General features: G+C 64.3%; 1 protein-coding gene. It reads right to left on the minus strand.

Features of this window, described 5'->3' with window-relative positions:
• Positions 1–54 precede the first annotated feature (54 nt).
• A complete protein-coding gene (locus tag IVA81_RS10580) occupies positions 55–1,401 on the minus strand; it encodes an IS1182 family transposase (protein WP_247315827.1) in 1,347 nt (448 codons plus the stop codon).
• Between the last annotated feature and the right edge of the window lie 61 nt (positions 1,402–1,462).

Genomic DNA, 1,462 nt, shown 5'->3' on the forward strand with positions numbered 1-1,462 from the left:
CTAGGAGCCTGTCTGTTTAGTCTCGGTGTGGCCGCGACGATAACATGACGGCGCTCATCCGGCAGCCAGCGCGAACTTTCGGAGGTTGTGGGCGGTGCAGATCATCGCCCATTCGGCCTTCACTTTCTCGATTCCCCGCAGCAGGAACTGGCGGAAGCCTCTCGCCTCCTTGATCTGCCCGAACACCGGCTCGACCACCTGCTTGCGCAACCGGTAACGGCTGCGATGGCCGGCGCGCCTGAGCTTGGCGCTCATCCGGGCGAGCAGCGAGGCGGGCTTGGCCGGCCGCTTGGTGGTGGCGGACGTGGTTCCGTGCTTCTGTCGTCCGGTCGCGATGTAGCCTTTGATCCGCCGCCGGCTCAGCGTGCGAAGATTGGCGGCCGAGCAGTAGCCTGCATCGGCCGAGACTTCGTCCGGATTGCGCTTGAGATTGGCCTTGATGCCGTCGAGCAAGGGAGCGAACTGCGCCTGGTCGCTACCGTTGTTGTCGAGCGTGTGAGCGACGATGATCTGCGCCGTCGCGTCGACTGCCGCCTGCGCGTTATAGCCCTGGATGTATCCATCCTTGGTCTTCAGGATGCGGCTCTCCGGATCGGTGAAGTTGCGCTGCGCCTTGCCGTCCGGCTCCTGTTTCGGCGGCGCCGGTGGCTTGCCGGTCTTCTTGCGGCCTTCTTTCTTGCGTTGCTCTTCCGCCTCTTCGCGGCGTCGCATCTCTTCTGCGGCGGCGGCTTTGGCTTCCGCCTCCAACTCCGCCTTGGCGGCACGGATCTTCGCAACCCGCTTCTGCTTGTCGGCCACCCAGTCGGGCATCTCGTCGCCACGCTTGTCGCCGTAGAGCTTGTCTTCCTCCGCATCGGCGGCCTCGGCGGCTTTCAGCCAGCGGTCGACCTCGGCTTGAAGCTCCGCTTCCCGCTTCTTCATGCGCTCGTAGCTCATCGCTTTGTGTTTCGACGCATTCGCCTTGATCTTGGTGCCGTCGAGTGCAACGTGCCCGAGCTTCACCAAACCGGCTTTCTCGGCCAGCTTCAGCACCTGCACGAACAGGCCGGCCAGAGCCTTGAGGTGACGCCTGCGGAACTCCGAGATCGTGCGGAAGTCCGGCGGGTCGCCGGCCACGATCATCATGAAGTCGGCGCGCTCCACCGCCGCCCTGGCGATCCGCCGCGACGAGTAGATGCCGCTCGCATAGCCATGCAGAAGCACCGCCGTCATCAGCCGCGGGTCGAACGGCGGCTGGCCAAGCGCGCTGCGGTAGCTGCCGGAAATCGCCGAAAGATCAAGCTCCTCCCGCACCAGCGCTACCGCCAGCCGAGATAGGTGATCCTTGGGCACGTAGTCCTGCACGCGCGGCGGCAGAAGCTGCGCCTCGTCAATCTTCCAGAGTCGAAAATCCTTGCTCATAGCCCCGCAAAGAATCAGACTCGCCCCAGCTTGACCAGCGACTACTTGGACAGGCTCCTAG

This window comes from Bradyrhizobium sp. 141 (assembly GCF_023074055.1).
Taxonomy (GTDB): Bacteria; Pseudomonadota; Alphaproteobacteria; order Rhizobiales; family Xanthobacteraceae; genus Bradyrhizobium.